Origin of the sequence: Methylopila sp. Yamaguchi (genome assembly GCF_002897035.1) — a bacterium.
Classification (GTDB): Bacteria; Pseudomonadota; Alphaproteobacteria; order Rhizobiales; family Methylopilaceae; genus Methylopila.
This window is the reverse complement of the sequence record NZ_BAUX01000013.1, coordinates 129,847-133,964: the sequence shown is the minus strand read 5'-3', so window position 1 is coordinate 133,964 and position 4,118 is coordinate 129,847. Positions and strand designations below refer to the sequence as shown.

The 4,118-nt window shown below is 72.3% G+C and carries 1 protein-coding gene; it reads right to left on the bottom strand.

Features of this window, described 5'->3' with window-relative positions:
• Positions 1–35: 35 nt before the first annotated feature.
• On the bottom strand, positions 36–4,115 hold the full coding sequence (locus METY_RS15500; RefSeq protein ID WP_103122288.1) for a non-ribosomal peptide synthetase: 4,080 nt from the start codon (positions 4,113–4,115) through the stop codon (positions 36–38).
• Positions 4,116–4,118 lie beyond the last annotated feature (3 nt).

The following is a 4,118-nucleotide window of genomic DNA, read 5'->3' as shown; positions in this document are numbered from 1 at the left end:
GTCCACGATCTCTGATCAGCCTCACGGCGTCAGCTTCACAAATCTCGCGCCGCAATGCGGGGACCGGCGTCCGAAGACGTCGCCTCCGCGATCGCGACGGCCGCCGACGCGAGGAAATCCGCGGAGCAGATGATGTCCAAGTGCGTCGCGCCCGCGACGCGGACGAGCTTCGCGACTGGCGCGAGACCGCTCCAATCACGAAGCCGTTCGGGGCGCCGCAGCGACTCCTCAGCCTGCCAGACATGCGCCGCCTGCCCGCGGAGAGGCGCATGCGTCTGAGTTACGGCGCGGAGGCGCTTGTCGATCTGAGCCCAGAGCGTCGCTTCCTGCGATCCCACCGCCGGGCCGTCGACCGGCATCGCCGCCGCGCCCCGGTCGAGCACGCCGCGCAGAGCGGCTTCTCGCTCGTCGGCCGTCATGCGCTCGAAGAGCGCCCGCCAGCGGCCTGCCATCTCGCTGCGTGACAGCCAAGCCTCGCACGTCGCTTCCGCGCGACCACGCTCCTCCTCGGACAAGGGTCGGTCCGTCCTCAGCGGCGTCGGCTCGAACACGTCGACCAGGCCCAGAAAGTCGACCTTGACGCGGCCCTGCAGCCGCCGCGCGGTCTCGAAGGCGAGGTCGCCGCCGGACGACCAGCCTATGAGGGCGCAGCGACCGTCTGGCGAAGCCTGTTCCACATGGGCCGCGTACGCGGCGGCGAGCGCGTCGACGTCGTAGCCCCGCCAACGCGCCTCGGTGTAGGCGTGGCTGACGAAGCCCTGTACCGGCCGTTCGCCGCCAAGCGCCTCGGCCAGCGGCGCGAACTCCGTGGCGTTGACGATCAGGCCCGGCAGACAGAACAGCGGCGTCCCGCTTCCGCCGCGGCTCAAATGCACGACGTCCGGGCGGGCGGCAGGTTCAGCCGGCGCCGGAGACAGGCGCGCCGCGAGGTCCGCGAGACTTCGAGCGTTGAGAATGTCCGCGAGCGCGAGTTTCTTCGCTCCCTGCCCTATCCCCTGTTTGCGGATGCGCCCGAGCATCTTGAGGCTGAGGATCGAATCGCCGCCAAGCGCGACGAAGCCGTCGTCGCGCGAAACCGCCTCGATCCCGAGAAGCTCGCGCCAGACGGCGGCGAGCGCTTCCTCGGTCTCTCCGCGGGGCGGCTCGCCCGCCCGTTTCGGCTCCTCCGGCTGCGGCAGGGCCCGCCGGTCGACCTTGCCGTTGGGAGTGAGCGGCAGCGCGGCGAGCCGCACGAACCGGGCCGGGACCATGTGGCCCGGCAGCGTCTCCGCGAGGACGGCCGCAAGCGCGGCGGGCTCGGGAGCCTTCGCGCCCGCCACGTAGGCGACGAGCCGCGCGCCCTCCTCGGCCGCGACCGCCGCGACATAGGCGTCCGCGACCCCGTCGATCCGCCTGAGCGCCGCCGCCACTTCGCCTGGCTCGACGCGGAAGCCGCGGATCTTCACTTGGTTGTCCGCCCGCCCGAGAAACTCGGCGGCCCCCGATGGGAGCCGGCGGACGCGGTCGCCGGTGCGATAGAGGCGCGATCCCGGCGCGCCGAAGGGGTCCGGGACGAACCGCTCCGCCGATTGAGCGGGACGCCCGACGTAACCCCGTGCGAGGCTTCCGCCGCCGATGTAGAGCTCGCCCGGGACGCCCTGCGGCGCCGGGTTGAGATAGCGGTCGAGGACATGGACCTCGGCTGCGCCGAAGGCCTCGCCGATTGGAACGGTCGCCGCCCGCCGATCGGCGTCATCAACGCATTGGCGCGTCGCGCCGACCGTGGCCTCAGTCGGCCCGTAGTGGTTCACGACGCGCAGCGACGGCGCGAGCGCGCGGAGGCGATCCAGCAGCTCCCAGCTGGCGGGTTCGCCGCCGAGGACAAGCGCCTCGGCCGGCAGCGCCGAAGCAGGCGTGCGGCCCTGCAGCAGCGCCTGAAGATGGCTCGGCGTGATCTTCATGGCGTCGATGCGTCTGCCTGTCATCCAGTCGGCGAACCGATCCGGATCGGAGACGTCTTCCCCCTCCGCCAGATGCAGCTCGCCGCCGCCGCAAAGCGCGCCGTAGAGCACGGTGTTTCCAAGATCGGCCGCGACGGTCGAGACCATGCCGAGCCGCGCGCCCTCGGGAAGCGCGAGCAGGCCGAGCGCGCCGTGAACGTATCCGGCGAGGCCGCCGCGTGTGACGACGACGCCCTTCGGCTCGCCGGTGGATCCGGAGGTGTAGACGACATAGGCGGCCTGTTCCGGATGCGGCCTGAGAAAGTCTCCGTCCGCCGCGACGTCCGGCGCGTCGAAGGAGGCGATCAGGCGTTCGCGGCCGAGATCGTCCTCGTGGCCCGGCCCCGCGACGACGACTCGGGCCCCGCTGTCCTCCACGAGCGCGGCGCGTCGTGCGCGCGGGGCCGCCGGGTCGAGCGCCACATAGGCTCCGCCGGCCTTGAGGATCGCAAGCGCGCCGAGAATCCATTCGGGCGAACGATCGGCGTCGAGCGCGACGGCGACGTCCGGCCCCACGCCGCAGGCGACCAGGCGGCGCGCGAGCGCATCGGAGGCGCGATCGAGTTCGCCGCGGGTGATCGCCCGGGCGCCCTGGACGAGCGCCGTCGCCTCGGGGCTGGCCGCCGCGTGCCGCGCCCAAGCGTCGACGACGTCCTCGGCCGGTTCGTCCGACGCCGCTCGCCGCGCGGCGATCGTCGTGGCGAGCGGCAGATCCGCGAGCCGTCGGGCGAGATCCGCCGTGGCGGCCTCCGCCAAAGCGACGAAATCGCGCGCGAACCGCGCGATGGTGCTCGGGTCGAAGAGGTCCCGGGCATAGGCGAAGGAGCAACAGAGACCTTCCGGACCATCCGCAACGTCGAGGCTGAGGTCGAAATGCGCCTCGCCGGCGTCGAGGCCGCGGGCCTCGGCCGCGAACCCGCCAAAGCAATCGAGCCCGTTCGCGCGCTGCTCCGTGCACTTCACCTGAAACAAGGGGTGCACGCCTTCAATCCGCGGCGGGCGCAGGGCCTCGACCACGGCGTCGAAGGACACGTCCGTGTTCTCGGACGCCGCGAGCAGGTCTTCGCGCACGCCGGCGAGCGCCTCCGCGAAGCTCCGGCGCTGGTCGAGCGTTCCCGCGAGCGTCGCGACGGAGGCGAAGTAGCCCACCACGCCGTGGATTTCGGCGCGATTGCGGCTCGAGACCGGCGCGCCGATCCGCACGTCGTCCCGCCCGCTCCAGCGGGCGAGCGTCAGCTTGAACACGGCGAGAATGGCCATGAAGAGCGTCGCGCCGCTAACCTGCGCGGAGGCGCGCAGCCGTTCCGCGAGCTCGGGCGCGAGCGTCGATACGTGCGCTCCGCCTTCGACCGTCCCCCGCGACGCCGCCCGTCGGCGGTCGAACGGCAGATCGAGCGGCGTATGGTCGTCGCCGAGCGCCGAGCGCCAGAAGGCGAGCTGCCGCTCCTTCTCGCCGGCTTCGAGCCAGTCGCGCCGCCAGCGGACGTAGTCCGCGAACTGAACGGGAAGCGCGGGAAGATCCGCCGGCGTCCCGCGCGCCTCGGCCTCGTAGAACGCGGACAGTTCTCGGACGAGCAGACCCACCGACTGGCCGTCGGCGACGATGTGGTGAAGCGCGAAGGCGAGGCGAGCGCGTGGGCCCATCCGGTGAAGCTCGACCCGCAGAAGCGGTCCGGCCTCCAGATCGAACGGCGTGCGGACAAGCGCGTCCGCCGCCGCGAGGCTGCGCGCGTCCGCGTCGGCGCCCTCGAAATCGCGCGCGACAAGCTCCGGCGCGGACGTCGCCGCCCGTTGCACCGGCTCTCCCGCCGCATTGAGGCCGAAGACTGTGCGGAGCGGCTCATGCCGGTCCGCGAGCGCCTGCAGAGCGCGCCGCAGGAGCCTCTCGTCGAGGGCGCCATCGACCAGGATCAGCCCGCCCACGTTGTAGGCCGGGCTCGCCGGATCGCGTTGCCACATGAGCCAGAGGCCGCGCTGGGCATCGGAAAGCGGCAGGTCGCCGTCGCGCGGCGCGGGCGCAACCGGGAGCGAAGCGAAGTCGACCCCGTTCTCCTTGAGCTTGTCGAGGAAACGACGACGCGTTTCCGGCGCGAGCGCCGCGAAACGCAGGCTGATCTGGCGGGCGTCGATGGTCATGCC